The 14,644-nt window shown below is 62.3% G+C and carries 13 protein-coding genes and 2 pseudogenes; 5 read left to right on the top strand and 10 right to left on the bottom strand.

All coding sequences use genetic code 11. The annotated features are described in order from the left end of the window. Positions 1 to 76: 76 nt before the first annotated feature. From MIC97_RS18450 to MIC97_RS18425, 6 genes are all read right to left on the bottom strand, one after another. Complete coding sequence (locus MIC97_RS18450; RefSeq protein WP_239801437.1) at positions 77 to 853, bottom strand: amino acid ABC transporter ATP-binding protein; 777 nt, start codon at positions 851 to 853, stop codon at positions 77 to 79. Between the two features lies 1 nt (position 854). After that, positions 855 to 1,517: an amino acid ABC transporter permease gene (locus tag MIC97_RS18445; RefSeq protein ID WP_239801436.1), complete on the bottom strand. Its 663-nt coding sequence runs from the start codon at positions 1,515 to 1,517 to the stop codon at positions 855 to 857. Continuing rightward, entirely contained in the window at positions 1,517 to 2,164 is a 648-nt protein-coding gene (locus MIC97_RS18440; protein ID WP_183832396.1) for an amino acid ABC transporter permease, read from the bottom strand. Before MIC97_RS18440 ends, MIC97_RS18445 begins: the two co-directional genes overlap by 1 nt. Before the next feature lie 159 nt (positions 2,165 to 2,323). Continuing rightward, positions 2,324 to 3,142, bottom strand: coding sequence for a transporter substrate-binding domain-containing protein (locus MIC97_RS18435; protein WP_239801435.1), 819 nt, complete (start codon positions 3,140 to 3,142; stop codon positions 2,324 to 2,326). 216 nt (positions 3,143 to 3,358) lie between these two features. After that, positions 3,359 to 4,522 carry an acyl-CoA dehydrogenase family protein gene (locus MIC97_RS18430; RefSeq protein WP_239801434.1) on the bottom strand — a complete coding sequence of 388 codons (1,164 nt, stop codon included), beginning with the start codon at positions 4,520 to 4,522 and terminating at the stop codon, positions 3,359 to 3,361. Beyond that, complete coding sequence (locus MIC97_RS18425) at positions 4,509 to 5,708, bottom strand: CoA transferase (protein WP_239801433.1); 1,200 nt, start codon at positions 5,706 to 5,708, stop codon at positions 4,509 to 4,511. The genes MIC97_RS18430 and MIC97_RS18425 overlap by 14 nt, the downstream gene beginning before the upstream one ends. 400 nt (positions 5,709 to 6,108) lie before the next feature. Here MIC97_RS18425 and MIC97_RS18420 point away from each other — a divergent pair, with 400 nt between their 5' ends. Beyond that, positions 6,109 to 6,873 carry a UTRA domain-containing protein gene (locus MIC97_RS18420; RefSeq protein ID WP_239801432.1) on the top strand — a complete coding sequence of 255 codons (765 nt, stop codon included), beginning with the start codon at positions 6,109 to 6,111 and terminating at the stop codon, positions 6,871 to 6,873. Positions 6,874 to 6,905: 32 nt separating this feature from the next. Here the strand turns inward: MIC97_RS18420 and MIC97_RS18415 are convergent, their stop codons facing one another. From MIC97_RS18415 to MIC97_RS18400, 4 genes are all read right to left on the bottom strand, one after another. Beyond that, positions 6,906 to 7,742 (bottom strand): universal stress protein, encoded by an 837-nt coding sequence (locus tag MIC97_RS18415; RefSeq protein ID WP_239801431.1) that lies wholly within the window; start codon positions 7,740 to 7,742, stop codon positions 6,906 to 6,908. Between the two features lie 136 nt (positions 7,743 to 7,878). Beyond that, positions 7,879 to 8,487 (bottom strand): PAS and helix-turn-helix domain-containing protein, encoded by a 609-nt coding sequence (locus MIC97_RS18410; protein WP_239801430.1) that lies wholly within the window; start codon positions 8,485 to 8,487, stop codon positions 7,879 to 7,881. A 144-nt stretch (positions 8,488 to 8,631) separates the two neighbouring features. Beyond that, a complete protein-coding gene (locus tag MIC97_RS18405) occupies positions 8,632 to 9,264 on the bottom strand; it encodes a 3-oxoacid CoA-transferase subunit B (protein ID WP_183832402.1) in 633 nt (210 codons plus the stop codon). Further along, positions 9,264 to 9,974 (bottom strand): CoA transferase subunit A, encoded by a 711-nt coding sequence (locus tag MIC97_RS18400; protein ID WP_183832403.1) that lies wholly within the window; start codon positions 9,972 to 9,974, stop codon positions 9,264 to 9,266. The genes MIC97_RS18405 and MIC97_RS18400 overlap by 1 nt, the downstream gene beginning before the upstream one ends. Before the next feature lie 289 nt (positions 9,975 to 10,263). Between MIC97_RS18400 and MIC97_RS18395 the strand changes: the two genes are divergently transcribed. The 4 genes and pseudogenes from MIC97_RS18395 (at position 10,264) to MIC97_RS18380 (ending at position 14,636) form a co-directional block, all read left to right on the top strand. After that, entirely contained in the window at positions 10,264 to 10,842 is a 579-nt protein-coding gene (locus MIC97_RS18395) for a winged helix DNA-binding protein (RefSeq protein WP_239801429.1), read from the top strand. An 8-nt stretch (positions 10,843 to 10,850) separates the two neighbouring features. After that, positions 10,851 to 12,275 (top strand): annotated as a pseudogene (locus tag MIC97_RS18390) (ABC transporter ATP-binding protein); the annotation flags it as partial. Next, positions 12,274 to 12,912 (top strand): annotated as a pseudogene (locus tag MIC97_RS18385) (ABC transporter permease); the annotation flags it as partial. The pseudogenes MIC97_RS18390 and MIC97_RS18385, both read left to right, overlap by 2 nt. Continuing rightward, positions 12,909 to 14,636 carry a M14 family zinc carboxypeptidase gene (locus MIC97_RS18380; protein ID WP_239801428.1) on the top strand — a complete coding sequence of 576 codons (1,728 nt, stop codon included), beginning with the start codon at positions 12,909 to 12,911 and terminating at the stop codon, positions 14,634 to 14,636. The pseudogene MIC97_RS18385 and the gene MIC97_RS18380, both read left to right, overlap by 4 nt. Positions 14,637 to 14,644: the final 8 nt, after the last annotated feature.

Here is a 14,644-nt window from a genome sequence, read left to right as displayed (position 1 = left end):
GGTCGCCTCACGCCTGCGCAATTCGCAGCGATTTTGGAGAGGCAAACCGGAATCGTCGTGTCCCGGTCTTGTTGGGTCAGAAGCTGTTTCGCTCGTGATATGTCCTGAGGAACGCCTGAATGCGGGGATCTTCAGGGTGATGGAGGATTTGTGCAGGGGCATCGACGCCCACGAGCTCGCCCTTCTCCATGAAGGCCACCTGATCGGCGACATGGGCGGCAAAGCCCATCTCGTGGGTGACGACAACCATGGTGATGCCTTCCGAGGCCAGCGCCTTCATGACGTTGAGCACTTCGCCCACCAGTTCGGGGTCGAGCGCCGAGGTCGGCTCGTCGAACAGCATCAGGCGCGGCTCCATGGCGATGGCGCGGGCGATGGCCACGCGCTGCTGCTGGCCGCCCGACAGGCGCGAGGGATGGTTGGCCATCCGGTCGGCCAGCCCCACCTTGGTCAGCGCCTCGGCGGCGCGCGCCTCGGCCTCGGCCTTTTTCATGCCGCGCACGCGGATCAGGCCCTCGGCCACGTTCTGCAGGGCCGTCATGTGCGGCCACAGGTTGAACTGCTGGAACACCATGCCGATGGAGCGGCGCATGTCGCGCAGCTTGCGCCCGCTCATCTTCGCGCCGCCGGCAGTCTCGTAGCCGATCAGCTTGCCGTCGATGAGAACCTCGCCGGAATCATATTCTTCCAGAAAGTTGATGCAGCGCAGCAGGGTGGACTTGCCCGAGCCGGAGGGGCCGATCAGGCAGGTCACCTTGCCGGGCGGGATCGACAGGTCGATGTCCTTCAGCGCCTGGAATTTGGAGTAGTATTTGTTGACCTTGCGGATCTCGACGGATGATGCGGCAATCATCTTACGTCCTTTCGATGAGGTAACCGGTGATGCGCTTCTCCAGCCGGCGGCCAAAGCGCGAGATGGTTTCGACCAGCGCCCAGAAGAACAGCGCCAGCGCGAGATTGGCTTCCAGATAGCGGAAGGTCTCGGTGGACATGCGCTGTGCCTGGTACATCAGCTCGGGAACCGTGATGATCGACAGGATCACCGTTTCCTTGGTCAGGATGATGGAGAAGTTGACGAGGGCCGGCAGCGCCGAGACCAGGCCGATAGGCAGCAGAATGCGGCGCACGATGGTGGCCTCCGCCATCCCGATGGCGCGCGCCGCCTCGATCTGGCCATGGGGGACGGCCTGAAAGGCGGAGCGGAAGATCTCCGCGAAATAGGGGCTGCCGTAGATGGTAAGGCCAAGAATGCCGGCGGGCAGCGCATCGAGGCGCAGGCCGACCAGCGGGCCGCCATAATAGAGCACGAACAGCTGCACCAGAAAGGGCGTGCCGCGTATGACCTCGATATAGGCCTGCATGATCCAGCCGACGGGACGCGGCGCATAGCGCTGGATCAGAGCAATGACGAGGCCCAGCGCCATGCCGAAAAACGTGCCCAGAAGCCAGCAGAGGATGGTGAGGCCAAAGCCGCGCAGCAGCATTGGCCCATATTGCTGAAAGATGCTCCAGTCCATCAGACGGCCATCCTGTGTTCGAGATAGCGGCCGAGCGCGGCCAGGAACAGGTTGATGAGAAGGTAGATGCAGGCTGCGGCCAGATACACCTCCAGCGGCCTGAAGGTGGTAGCGGCCTGCGCCTGGCTCGCGCGGGTCAGCTCCAGAATGCCGACGACGGAGACCAGCGACGACACCTTGACCAGCAGGATCAGCTCATTGATGAGGGCCGGCAGCGACAGTCTCACGGCTTGCGGAAGAATGATGCGGGTCCAGATGTCGCGCGGTCCCATGCCGATGGCAGTGGCGGCTTCGGTCTGACCCTTCGGCAGCGCGTTGATGGCGCCCCGCCAGATCTCGGAAATATAGGCGCTGGCGCAGACGCCGATCGTGACCACGGCGGCGACCATTGCCGGCACGTCGATGCCTATGACGGGCAGCAGGTAGTAGAACAGAAGCAGCTGGACAAGCAGCGGCACGCCCCGCAGGAAGCTGACCCACAGACCGGCAAAGCGGCGCAGCCATATCTGCTTTGAGAGGGCAGCGGCGCAGATCAGGGTTCCAATGACGAGCCCGAGGGCGATGCCGAGCACGGAGATCAGCAACGTGTAGCGGGCTGCCCAGAAGAGGGGCCCGAAACTGTCGAGGAAAGTCTGGAAGGAGAACATCGCGGCTCGCCAGTGGTGAGGGCAGACAAGATCATTTCATCAATTCACAGAAACGATCTGTTTGTTGGTTATCGCATTTTTCGGCGCCTGAGTTTTCGTTCGGCGCGCAAAATGCGCAAGGCAATGCGGGCGAGGCAAGCCCCGCCCGCATGTCAGAACTTACTTGGTGGGGACTTCGAGCGGCAGCTCGGTATAGGTACCCAGCCACTTCTCCTGAATGGCCTTCACGCGGCCGTCCTTGGTCATCTTGATGACGGCGTCGGCAATGGCCTTGGAGAAGCTTTCGCTGTCATCGCCCTTGCGCAGCACCCAGGCGAAATAGGTCGGCTCGCCGAAGGAGGCCGGCTCGAACAGGGCGAAGGTCTCGCCGCGATTCTTGACCAGATAGGTGAGGTTCGGCAGCGAGCCGGCGACGGCGTCGAGGCGGCCGGCCGCGAGATCCGCATAGGCTTCGTCGGTGGTGCCATATTCCTTGACGGTCACGCCGCCGAGCTTCTCACCGAAGGCCTGCAGCTGGCGGAACTGAGCCGTGCCCTGCTGGACGCCAACGGTCTTGCCCTTGATGTCTTCGGGTTTCTTCAGCTCGGTGTTGTTTGCGGCGCGCACCAGCGAGACGGTAGCGTCGGCGATCGGCAGGGTGAAGGTGTAGCGCTCGATACGCTCAGGCGTGATGGTCACGGGAGCGATCACGATGTCGAACTTCTTGACCTCGAGGCCCGGCAGTTCGGCGGTCCACGGAATGTCCTGATAGACCGGCTCGACGCCGAGTTCCTTGGACACTTCGTCGAACAGGTCCTTGGTCATGCCCTGATAGACGCCGTCGATCAGCATGTCGAAGGGGGCGTAGTGCATGTCGGTCGCGGTGACGATCTTGCCGGCGGCCTTGATGTCGGCGAGCTGGTCAGCGCTGGCGGGAGCCGCCAGAGCCATCAGCGCGATGCCGGCGAGCGCCGACTTCAGAATTCTGGAAAGTGTCATTTCGTTCTCCTTGCTGGACGGTTATGTCGGGAGTTCATGAGAATGAGCGCAGCGGCTGCTTCCGGTGGATGCAGTGTCCGGTGTCTGCATTTTCATGCGGGTGCCGGGCATTTGCCTCTGCTCTCATGCGCGTGAGTCCGTGACCTCGTTATTGTTCATTTTTCAACGTGTTACCAGTCACCCGGACACGAAGCCTGCCAAAGTCTAACTGGCCTGTCAGGCCAGCATATTGCCCGAGATGATGATACGCTGAATCTCGCTCGATCCCTCGTAAATTCGCATGATGCGAAGATCCCGGTTGATACGCTCGACGGGGAAGTCGCGCGTATAGCCGTAGCCGCCATGCAGTTGCAGTGCGATGTCGGCAATTTTTCCCGCCGCTTCCGATGCGCCGAGCTTGGCCATCGAGGAGGCGAGCGAAAAACGTCCGCCATGCTCGTGGGCCAGACCGCGCTGGCGTGCGGCCTCCTGCGACAGAAGCAGGGCCGAGGAGTAGGCGAGGCCCATGTCGGCGATCATCCAGCGTATGCCCTGGCGATCGGACAACGCCATGCCGCCGATGACGCGGTCCTTCGCGTAGACGATGGCGGCGTCCATGGCTGCCTTTGCCATGCCGAGGCACTGGGCGGCGACTTCGATGCGGCCATTGTCCAGCACCTGCATGGCGGTGCGGAAGCCCTTGCCCTCTTCGCCGAGCAGGGCATCGTGCGGGAGCTGGCAATCGAGATTGAGGGTGAAGACATGGCCACCCCTGAGGCCCATGGTCTTTTCGGGCAGGCCGGCTTCCAGCCCCGGCGTGCCCTTCGGCACGATGAATGCCGAAATGCCGCGATGCGCCTTCTCCGGATCGGTCACGGCGTAGACGATGATGAAATCCGCCACGCCGCCATTGGAGATGAAGCACTTGGTGCCCTTGAGGTGCCAGCCGCTTTCGGTGCGCCGCGCCCGCGTCTTCATGTCGGCGGGATCGGAACCGGCGGTCGGCTCGGTCAGCGCGAAGGCGGCCAGCGCCTCGCCCGTGGCGGCCTTGGGCAGCCATTCCTGCTTCTGCTCCTCGGTGCCGCCGATGAGCACGGAATCGGTCGCCAGATAGTGCGCCGTCAGGGCCGAGGCGGTCGAGCCGCAGGCGCCGGCCACGATCGATACGGCCCGCAGCAGGGCAGGAGCGGAAATTCCGCCGCCGCCATAGGCTTCCGGCAGATTGGCGCCCATCATGCCCGCTTCGCCGAGCGTGGCGAGCTGCTCATGCACGAAGCGCGACATCTCGTCGGTCTCGGCCGCAAGCGGCGCGATCTTGTCGGCGCACATCCGTTCCAGAACCTCGCAGAACATGCGCTCCTCTTCGGACAGCATGTACCAGGGGTCGTCAATCTGCGTCATGCGCGTACTCCAGTCCAAATTCCTTGAGAACCGCCTCGATATCGCCGCCGAGACGCGGCGCGGAGGTCGGGCTGACGGGTTTGTCGCCGTCGAAACGTACGGGCTGGCCGACAACCGGCGCGCGCCCGAGAACAGGATGCGGCAGCTCGCTGACCAGACCGCGCGTCGCGGCATGCTCGTTGTTCGCGGCCTGCGCGATGTCCCAGATCGGCGCGGTGGGCAGGCCATGTGCGGAGAGCGCGGCGACGGCTTCCTCCGTCGTCAGCGCGCCGGACCATTCCTCGATCAGCGCGCGCAGGGCGGGCTCGTTTTCCGTGCGGCTGCTGTCGCTGGCAAAGCGGGGATCGGCTGCGATTTCCGGCTTGCCGATCAGCGCCGCCAGACGCTGGAACTGGCCGCCATTGAGCACGGCGATGACGACCTGCCCGTCGCTGGTGCGGAAGCAGCCGAACGGCGTGGAAAGCGGATGGCGGTTGCCGACCCGGCCGGGCATGACGCCATCGTAGAGATACTGGGCGTGGCTGGTCGTCAGCATGGAGAACAGGGCGTCATACATGGCGACGTCGAGCGTGGCGCCCTGTCCGGTCGCATTGCGCTGCACCAGGGCCGCCATGATCGACCAGCTAGCGAACAGGCCGGCGATGAGGTCGGCCACGCTTTCGCCGGTTTTGAGCGGCGCGCCGCCTTCCTCGCCGGTCGAGGCCATCAGGCCGGACATGGCCTGCACAACCAGATCGTAGGCGGGCAGGTCGGTGAACGGCCCCTGCTGGCCGAAACCGGAAATCGAGCAGTAGATGATGCGCGGATTGGCGACGCGCAGCGCTTCTGCGCCAAGACCCAGCCGCGCGGCGACGCCAGGGCGGAAGTTTTCCACAACAACGTCGACGCGGGCGGCCAGCTCCTGCGCGAGCTTCAGATCGGCCGGCTTCTTCAGGTCGAGCGCAAGGCTCTGCTTGCCGCGATTGTTGAGGGTGAAGAGTGCGCTTTCTCCGTCCCTGAAGGGGCCGATGTGACGATAGTCGTCGCCGGCCGGCGGTTCGAGCTTGATGATCTGCGCACCGAGATCGGCCATCAGCGCAGTGCAGTAGGGGCCTGCCAGAACGCGCGAAAGGTCAAGGACCCTGATCCCGGAAAGCGGCCCGCTCACAGACAGGAGCCCGGCATGAAGGCAGCGCTTTGCGCCCATACGGCCATGGCAGTCCGGCTTGTCGCCAAAACGAATTCGGGCATGTCAGCCTCCAGGTACGGGCTGCGCATAGGATGGCCGATGCGGCAGCGAAACTCTGTCGGGTCTGGATAGCCGGGACGCCTCGCGGGCGTCCTCACCATTCTCCTCACCCTGACCGACCCTAACAACAACTCCGCCTCTATGTCTATACTTATATTCGGTCTATGTATAAACTTATTTCGGGGGAAGGCTTCACACCCAGTGGCGCTGAACAGGCCGCCGGGCGTGTGGGACAAAGTGTTGCGCGTAAAGACATGTGGAGGAAGCGCGCCACATCGGGCATGAGATCGAGCCGCAACCGATTCCGGTTTCCGGACCTGTAAAGAAGGCAGCAAGGTGACAGGAGCATAAGGCTGGAATGATCGACAAGCCGCTGGGACCGACGTCGCCAAAAGCGCAGAATATTGCCAACGAGGTGCGCCGTCGTATCGTCGAGCGCGAGTGGAAGCAGGGAGAGCGCATTCCCGATGAGGCTGACCTGGCCATCGAATTCGATGCAGCGCGTGCAACCGTCAACAAGGCATTGCAACTTCTGGCCGACGAGGGGCTGCTTGAGCGCCGCCGCAGAGCGGGCACGCGGGTCACCATAAATCCCGTCCGCAAAGCGACAGTGACGATTCCCATCGTGCGCGAGCAGGTTGAGCAGGCAGGCAAGACGTATGGCCACAGAGTGGTGGCCCTGCGTCACAGCCCGGCGCCCCCTGCGATCGCGGCAAGGCTGGGACTTTCCGCAGGCAAGGTTCTGGCGCATATGCGCGCCGTGCATTACGGCGACGGACAGCCGTTTCAGCTTGAGGACCGCTGGATCAATACGGATTCTGTTCCCGAACTTAGGGCCTTCGATTTCTGGCAGCTCAATGCGAATGAATGGCTGGTGCAGAACGCGCCCTATCTGGGCGCCGAACTGACCTTCAGCGCCGCCAATGCGGATGCGCGCGAGGCAAGGCTGCTGCAAACGCAGCCGGGACAGGCGTTGCTGATCATGCACCGTACGACATGGAACGATCTCGGGCCGATCACCACTGTTCGGGTGGCGTGCCAGCCGGGACATCTCATCAGCACCGAAGGAATTTACCATCGCGGCAGCTGGACGCCGGAGGAAGGCAGCGCGCCGGCCGTCTGAATTCCGGCGCGGCTGCTCTTTTCCGTTTCAGTTCAGTGTGACAGGAGGACGGGCATCAGGAGGTTGTTGAGGACGCCTTCCGTTGCGCCGCCAAGCACGAAGTCGCGCAGACGCGAATGTCCGTAGCCACCCATGACAAGCAGTTGGCATCCGCGCTGAAGGGCTTCCTGCTGAAGCGCCTCCGCGATGGGACGGCCCTGGGCTTTCACGGTGGAGGCCGTGGCATTCACGCCTCGCTGGCGCAAAGCCGCCGCAAGGCGCTCTTCATCGCCTGCGTTTTTCAGCGGCTTTTCGTCCACCACGGTGATGACGGAGACGGCGGAAGCCCGCTCCAGGAATGGCCGCGCATCTGCCAGAGCCCGCGCGGCGACACGGCTGCCATCCCAGGCTATGGCGATGTTGTCGAAAGCGGAGGGCTCCGTCGTTTCCGGCACAAGTAGGGCGGGTCTTCCCGAGCCGAAAACCACCGCTTCGGCGGTGGCGCGCGCGGTCTGGTTTCCTGCATCCAGCCCGACGAGGCTGAAATCATAATAACGAGCCTGCTGGGCGGCGGTTTCCGTCAGCAAAGGAAGGGCCACGGCAATCGTCTGAGCGTCGAATTCAGCCGCCGCTCTATGAGCGTTTTCCCGAAGCAGGTCGAGCAGATGCTCTCCCCGCCGCCGGCTTTCCGCTTCGGCCTGCCTGATCAGGTCCGGCGTGTTCAGCAACAGCTTCGACAGCGCCGTCGAGACGTTGGGAATGCTGACATTGATGGCGAGCGCATGGATGCCTGCGTCCATGCCTGCCGCGATCGCGGCAACCTGTCCGGCCAGCCTGTCTGCATTGGCATCGGGATGCGTGACGAGAGGAACGAAGAGCTGCGTTTTCAAGCTGGTTCTCCTTTGTCGTCGCGCCGTTTTTCCCGAACGGAAAATGGCATTATTCCGCTTTTTACGCTGCAATGGCAAAAGCCGGGTTGATCCAGCGCAAACGTAGCCGCTTGTGCCTCTCCGGTGCAGCAGAATTTCAGGTTTCCCGCGGCCCTTCCTGCGAGAGGAACCAGGCAACGAGTTCAAAGGAGTTGCGCACTGCCGCTATCCTGCAGAGCCGCAACCTGTGCGTTTCTATGGTGCGGCGGGAAAGGCCAAGCTCCCGTGCAATTTCCTCGCTCGTCTTGCCCTGCGCGATCAGTGTGAGGATCTGGCGCTGGCGATCGGTAATGGCGGCCATGGTCTGCGACACCGGCCGGTTCATCGGCTCGAAGCAATAAAGCGCGTCGGCGAAAGGATCACTGGCATGGCGGGATTTCCCGTTGACGCTGCACCAGAAGGTGCGGCCGTCCCGGCTCATCATGATGCGCTCGTCGTAATAGGTCTTGCCGCCGGAAAGATGGGTGCCCCACATATAGCCGGTACGGATGAAGTCCGCGATCTTCGGGTAGAGGCGCGAGAAACTCTGGTCCACCAGTTCGGCGCGCTCATAGCCGAAAAGGGACGAAAACTCGCTGTTGCAGTCGCGGATGATGCGATGCGTGGCATGAACCATCGGCAGCGGAATGTCATCCAGCCTGAAGGTGGTGGTGCCGGGAACCAGCTTGGGCGGCGGTCTGGGGCTCATTGCGTATAAATACGACATGGTACGGGTCCCGCAAGATGGTGCGGGCAGCAGGCACACATCGCGATGCACCGGCGGCTTAAGGCGTATCGCGATACGCCTTAAGGTTTTGCCCCGCGCATGGCCTCCGAAAACGTTTTTCGCCTTCGGACGGATCAGGCGGGTCTAGCCGACGATGGTGGCTTCCGTCGCGGCGCGCAGTTCCGCTTCGCTGACACCGGCTGCGCATTCAACGATCTTCAGGCCGCCGGGCACGACATCGAGAACGCCCAGATTAGTGATGATGCGGTCGACGACGCCCTTGCCGGTCAGCGGCAGGGTGCAGGCTTTCAGAACCTTGGTTTCGCCGGCCTTGTTGGTGTGGTCCATGACGACGACGACGCGGCCGACACCGGCCACCAGATCCATGGCGCCACCCATGCCCTTGACGAGCTTGCCGGGGATCATCCAGTTGGCGAGGTCACCGTTCTCGGCCACTTCCATGGCGCCGAGGATGGCCATGTTGATCTTGCCGCCGCGGATCATAGCGAAGGAGGTGGCGCTGTCGAAGAAGGCGGTCTGCGGCAGTTCGGTGATCGTCTGCTTGCCGGCATTGATCAGGTCGGGATCTTCCTCGCCCTCATAGGGGAAGGGACCCATGCCCAGCATGCCGTTCTCCGATTGCAGCGTGACCTCGACGCCTTCGGGGATGTAGTTGGCCACCAGAGTCGGAATGCCGATGCCGAGGTTCACATACCAGCCGTCCTGAAGCTCACGGGCGGCGCGTGCCGCCATCTCGTTGCGATCCCAGCCAGCCATCAGACCGTCTCCCTCTTGCGGGTGGTGCGCTGTTCGATGCGCTTCTCATGCGGGCCCTGCACGATGCGGTGCACATAGATGCCGGGCAGGTGGATGTGGTCGGGCTCGAGCGAACCGAGCGGCACGATCTCCTCAACTTCCGCCACGCAGACCTTGCCGCAGGTGGCGGCGGGCAGGTTGAAGTTGCGGGCGGTCTTGCGGAAGATGACGTTGCCGGAGGGGTCGGCCTTCCATGCCTTCACGATCGCCAGATCGGCAACCAGTCCGCGCTCCAGAATGTAGGTTTCACCATCGAAGTCGTGGTGTTCCTTGCCTTCGGCGATCACGGTTCCCACGCCAGTCTTCGTGTAGAAGCCGGGAATTCCGGCGCCGCCGGCGCGCATGCGTTCAGCCAGCGTGCCCTGCGGGTTGAATTCGAGTTCAAGCTCTCCCGCCAGATATTGCCGCATGAATTCGGCATTCTCGCCGACATAGGACGAGATCATCTTTTTGACCTGCCGGGTTTCCAGCAGAACGCCGAGGCCAAAGCCATCGACGCCGGCATTGTTGGACGCGACGGTGAGCCCCGTGACGCCGCTGTCCCGGATCGCCGCGATCAGCAATTCGGGAATGCCGCAGAGGCCAAAGCCACCCGCCGCAATCAGCATGTCGTTTCGCAAAAGCCCGTCGAGCGCCGCACGGGCATCGGGATAGATCTTTGTGTGTTTCATGAAACCTCCCAGTCCTTCAGGCCAGTCTTCCGAGCATAGCGGAGCCTCACCTGCATTCCAGGCTCACAATCCTTTATCAGGCCGCTCTCGGGAATACGTAAAAATACGTCAGAGCGCTTTGGTCCGGCGCCTGTTTGCCCAGGCAAAACTGAAGCGTCCGGCCCGGCCATGCAATCATATATTCATGCTGTCCCGAGCAGGCCTCGGGGCAGGCGATTCCTTTGGTTCAGGAATTTCAATTGACTAGATATCTATAAATTATCGATGATATGCAAAAGAAAGGGCGAGAATGGGTCGGGTAAAAAGCAGAGCATTACCTATTGCGGTCATCGACACGCAGGCGAACGAAGAGGCCGGGAACATCGGAATCGGGCCGGTCGTTTCGTCGGCGCATCTGGCGGCCGGACGCTCCCCCGCCCTGTCTGAAGTCGAATATGGGCTGATGATTGCAACCAGCGCCTTCAACCGCTGGATGGTGCGCTGCATGGCGGCCTCCGGCCAGCCGGGCCTTTCCTCCACGGAAGTGGCCATTCTCCATTCGGTTGCCCATCGCGGCCGGGAAAAGCGGATGGCCGACATCGCCCTGGTGCTTGATATCGAAGATATTCATGTCGTCTCCTATGCCGTGAAGAAGCTTGAGGCGGCCGGGCTCATCAAGACACGCCGTGCCGGCAAGGAAAAGATGGTGGAGATCAGCGACGCCGGCTTCGAGGTCTGCCGGCGCTACGGACAGCTGCGTGAAAAGCTGCTGCTGGACATCGCCAGCCAGGCACGCATTCCCGAATCCGAGCTGTCCCATCTCGGCTCACTTCTGCGGATGCTTTCGGGAACGTACAATCAGGCTGCGCGGGCCGCCGCCACCTTCTGAGGATTTTGATGTCGCTCCCTGCGGTCAATGATCTGCTTCGGGTCGAGGGTCTTCCGGTGAATTTCGCGGAAACCCGCGTTATCGATGATCTCAGCTTTTCCGTCCGCGCAGGCCGCACCACCGCTATCGTCGGAGAGAGCGGTTCCGGCAAATCGGTCACGTCGATGTCGATCATGCGTCTGGCTGACATGGCCGGGGCCAGCTACCCGCAGGGCAGAATTCTCTTTTGCCGCGAACAGTCGCAGGTCGACTTGCTCGCCGCCGATCAGAAGGCGATGCGCCGCATCAGGGGCAATGAGATCGCAATGATCTTTCAGGAGCCCATGACCTCGCTCAATCCGGTTTTCACCATCGGTGACCAGCTGGCGGAAGTCCTGATGCTGCATGAGGGAATGACCAAGGCGGCTGCGATGACCGAGGCGGAGCGGCGGCTGACGCTTGTGCGTCTTCCCGATGCCGGCAATCTGCTGACCCGTCATCCGCATCAGCTCTCAGGCGGCATGCGCCAGCGCGTGATGATCGCCATGGCGCTCGCCTGCCGCCCCAGGTTCCTGATCGCGGACGAGCCGACGACCGCTCTGGACGTTACCGTTCAGGCCCAGATCCTCACCATAATCCGGGAATTGCAGGCCGAACTCGGCATGGCGGTGATCTTCATCACGCACGACATGGGCGTGGTGGCTGAGATGGCCGATGATGTCGTCGTGATGTGGAAGGGAAAGAAGGTCGAGGAAGGGGCGGTCGGGAAAATCTTCGCCGCGCCACAACATCCCTATACAAAGGTGCTGCTTTCAGCTGTGCCGCGCCTCGGTTCGATGGCTGGCCGGCCGTTGCCGTTGCGCGAAGCCCTCACGGTCCTGGATAGCGACAAGCCAAGGCTTGTCGGCGAAACACGTGATCAGGATACGGCGGGTTATTCCGGCGTGCCATTGCTTCAGGTGCGCGATCTGCGGGTACGTTTCGACATCAGGAAAAACTTCTTTGGCCGGGCGACGCACAGATGCAGTGCGGTCAACCATGTCAGCTTTGACATATACCCCGGGGAAACACTGGCGCTTGTCGGTGAATCGGGCTCGGGAAAATCCACCATCGGCCGGACTATCCGGCAGCTTCAGAACCCTGTTTCGGGTGAGGTGAGGTTCAGCGGAAAGCTGATGTCGGCAATGAGCCGCGGCGAGCGGCAGCGCCTGCGCCGCGATGTGCAGTACATCTTTCAGGATCCCTTTGCGTCGCTGGATCCGCGCAAGACCGTTGGTTATTCTATAGCCGAGCCGATTCGCACCCATGGCATTCTGGACAACAATCGCGACATCACGCTGCGGTTCGGCGAACTGCTTGAGCGTGTTGGCCTCCAGCCTTCGATGGCGTCGCGCTATCCGCACGAATTCTCAGGCGGCCAGCGTCAGCGCATCTGCATAGCCCGCGCGCTTTCTCGCACGCGTTGCCAGCGGCGGCTGGATTTCGCTGCAGGTGGGGTTCATTTCGGTTGCCGGCTCTGTGGTGCCGGGCGTCGCCATGGGGCTGGTGGCGGGCTACTATCGCGGCATCTGGGATATGATCCTGATGCGCTTTGCCGATGTGCAGCTGGCGCTGCCCTTCATCCTGCTTGCCATCACCTTCGTCGCGATCGTCGGCGGCTCGATCACCAACACCATCATCCTGCTGATTGTCAGCCAGTGGGTGCAATATGCGCGTCTGGTGCGCGCTTCTGTCATGTCGCTGCGTGAGCGTGAGTTCGTGCTGTCGGCCCGCGCCATCGGAGTGGCGGACCGTAACATCATCATGCGCCATCTGCTGCCCAATCTGCTTGGCCCCGTCGTGGTGCTGATGACGCTCAATGTCGCCAACAGCATCCTGCTCGAAAGCTCGCTGACGTTCCTTGGAATTGGGGTCGGTCCCTCGATTCCCTCATGGGGAGGGATGCTGGCGGAAGGTCGCACCTATCTGCAGACCGCATGGTGGATTTCCGTGGTGCCGGGGCTCGCTATTCTGCTGACCGTGCTCGGCCTCAACCTGCTTGGCGACTGGCTGCGCGACCTGCTGGACCCCACCGGGAGAACGAGCCGTTGATCCTCTTCGAGAAGACCTTTTCCTCCACGCTTCGCGAGCTTGCCGAAACGCTTTCTGCCGCAACGGTGGAAACGTGGACCTTCGACGATCTGCCAACCCGTCGCGCCGCCGAAGCCGCTTTTTCAGCGCGCGGCATCAGCGCGAAATGCCGGTCCGCCTACAAGCCTCTGGTGGTCGCCTTTCGCGACGAAATCGACACAGAAGCGCTCGTGCGGGCCGACATCGTGTTTCCCCGGCATCCTCAGGCCGGTCCCCGCCGGTTTCTTCTCGAAACCTATCCGCTCGTCGCCATGTTCCCCGAAGTCCTTTTCTCCTTCATGGAAGGGCCGGAAAGCGATGCCTTGCCGGTATACGGCGTCAGGCTGACCTACGCCGACGGCCGCGTGGAAGATCTGTCAGTCACCGCTCCCAATCGCTTGCATGAGGATTATGCGGGCAACGCGGCGCTGTCGCCCTGCGGCTGGCTGCGCATCGATGGAAGAAAGCAATCGCTCGACACGGACTATGAGCAGATTTTCCATCAGACGATGGAGGCACTTGCCGGGGGCCACTGGAAGAAAGAGCCGTTCTTTCAGGAACTGTTCATCGGCGTTTCCCTGCCGGCCAGCGACGAGGACCTCGGGGTTGGCGGTGAGGTTCTGTCGTTGCGTGAAGCACTGCATGAGGACTTCTGTTTCTCGGCTCTCGAACTGCTCGCGAAATTTTCCGGCCGTCCTGCCGGATACCGAGATTTTCAGCCGGGCCAGATCATGCCGGATATTCGTCAGGGCGAGAAATTATCCGTCACCGTGGAACTGCGCCCTTATGATGCGGCTTCCCGCTCCGATCACATGCAGGATCTGGAAAGTGCAGGATGCGCGCTGTCGCAGGTGCAGATCGCGGCGCAACTGGAGAAAATACCGGGCCGGCGGTATTTCGCACGCTCGGTAGCCGGACGTGAAATCGCGGCGGTATATCATCCCGGCACGGATCGCGGCGTGATCATTTCCGCGGGCCAGCACGCCAACGAGACCTCGTCGCCGGTGGGTACGCTGCGCGCGGCTCACCGTCTCATGGGGCGTTCCGGCGCGCATTTCGCGTTCTGTCCTCTGGAAAATCCCGATGGCTATACGCTTCACCAGCGCCTGATCAGAAACAATCCCCGACATATGCACCATGCCGCCCGCTACACCGCGATGGGCGACGATCTTGAATACCGCACAGGCGAGGTGCTGTTCGAGAAAGCGATCCGTCTCGAAGCGGAGAAGCTGCTGCCGGCTCTCCTCCATCTCAATTTTCATGGATATCCCGCGCATGAATGGACGCGTCCTCTGTCGGGCTATGTGCCGCGCGGGTTCGAAGTCTGGACCATTCCGAAAGGCTTCTTCCTCATCATGCGCCATGGCGAAGGCTGGGAGAAGGCGGCGCGCAAACTGATGACGGATGTCACGGCGCGCCTCAATGACGTGACGGGCCTGCGGGCTTTCAATGCGGCCCAGATCGCCTTGTTCGAGCGACATGCCGGGGAAACCGGCTTTGAGGTCCTCAATGGTTTTCCCGTAATGATCTCGCAGGACGACCGCCACCGGCTTCCCATGACCCTCATCACCGAATATCCGGACGAAACCGTCGAGGGCGATGCGTTCCGGGCAGGGCATGAGGCACAGATGGCGACGGCGCTGGCCGCCTATGACGCCCGGCAGGATCTTTCCCTGGACCTGCTTCCCTCGCCACTGGTGGCCTGAGCGGAAGC

It is taken from the genome of Aquamicrobium sp. NLF2-7 (genome assembly GCF_022359935.1).
GTDB classification, from domain to species: domain Bacteria; phylum Pseudomonadota; class Alphaproteobacteria; order Rhizobiales; family Rhizobiaceae; genus Mesorhizobium; species Mesorhizobium lusatiense.
This window is presented reverse-complemented; position numbering and strand designations above follow the sequence as displayed.

Bases quoted from the DNA above. Each gene is read 5' to 3' on its own strand.
- MIC97_RS18450 (WP_239801437.1), bottom strand. From the start codon at position 853: ATGATTGCCGCATCATCCGTCGAGATCCGCAAGGTCAACAAATACTAC.
- MIC97_RS18445 (WP_239801436.1), bottom strand. From the start codon at position 1,517: ATGGACTGGAGCATCTTTCAGCAATATGGGCCAATGCTGCTGCGCGGC.
- MIC97_RS18440 (WP_183832396.1), bottom strand. From the start codon at position 2,164: ATGTTCTCCTTCCAGACTTTCCTCGACAGTTTCGGGCCCCTCTTCTGG.
- MIC97_RS18435 (WP_239801435.1), bottom strand. From the start codon at position 3,142: ATGACACTTTCCAGAATTCTGAAGTCGGCGCTCGCCGGCATCGCGCTG.
- MIC97_RS18430 (WP_239801434.1), bottom strand. From the start codon at position 4,522: ATGACGCAGATTGACGACCCCTGGTACATGCTGTCCGAAGAGGAGCGC.
- MIC97_RS18425 (WP_239801433.1), bottom strand. From the start codon at position 5,708: ATGGGCGCAAAGCGCTGCCTTCATGCCGGGCTCCTGTCTGTGAGCGGG.
- MIC97_RS18420 (WP_239801432.1), top strand. From the start codon at position 6,109: ATGATCGACAAGCCGCTGGGACCGACGTCGCCAAAAGCGCAGAATATT.
- MIC97_RS18410 (WP_239801430.1), bottom strand. From the start codon at position 8,487: ATGTCGTATTTATACGCAATGAGCCCCAGACCGCCGCCCAAGCTGGTT.
- MIC97_RS18405 (WP_183832402.1), bottom strand. From the start codon at position 9,264: ATGGCTGGCTGGGATCGCAACGAGATGGCGGCACGCGCCGCCCGTGAG.
- MIC97_RS18400 (WP_183832403.1), bottom strand. From the start codon at position 9,974: ATGAAACACACAAAGATCTATCCCGATGCCCGTGCGGCGCTCGACGGG.
- MIC97_RS18395 (WP_239801429.1), top strand. From the start codon at position 10,264: ATGGGTCGGGTAAAAAGCAGAGCATTACCTATTGCGGTCATCGACACG.